Source organism: Thioclava sp. UBA3469 (genome assembly GCF_002378135.1).
Classification (GTDB): domain Bacteria; phylum Pseudomonadota; class Alphaproteobacteria; order Rhodobacterales; family Rhodobacteraceae; genus Thioclava; species Thioclava sediminum.
In genome coordinates this window covers 1-249 of record NZ_DFRG01000014.1, presented here as the reverse complement: position 1 = coordinate 249, position 249 = coordinate 1, and the positions used below count along the sequence as shown (strand labels likewise).

Annotated in this window: 1 protein-coding gene; it reads left to right on the top strand. The window is 60.6% G+C overall.

Translation table 11 applies throughout. From position 1 onward, the window contains the following. Window positions 1-249: S1 RNA-binding domain-containing protein (locus B3D39_RS01140; protein WP_286789299.1), on the top strand; the 249-nt coding region annotated here is incomplete at both ends.

Sequence of the window (249 nt, the reverse complement as noted above, 5' to 3'; positions counted from 1 at the left end):
GTCGGCTACAAAATGGAAGGCCGCGTCGAACTCAAAGAATTCGCCAACCCCGGCGAGGCTCCGCAGATCGAAGTCGGCGACGAAGTCGAAGTGTATCTCGACCGTGTCGAGAACGCTCGCGGCGAAGCCGTTATCTCGCGTGAGAAAGCCCGCCGCGAAGAGGCATGGGATCGTCTCGAAGCAGCTTACGCCAAAGAAGAGCGCGTCGAAGGCGCCATCTTCGGTCGCGTCAAAGGCGGCTTCACCGTC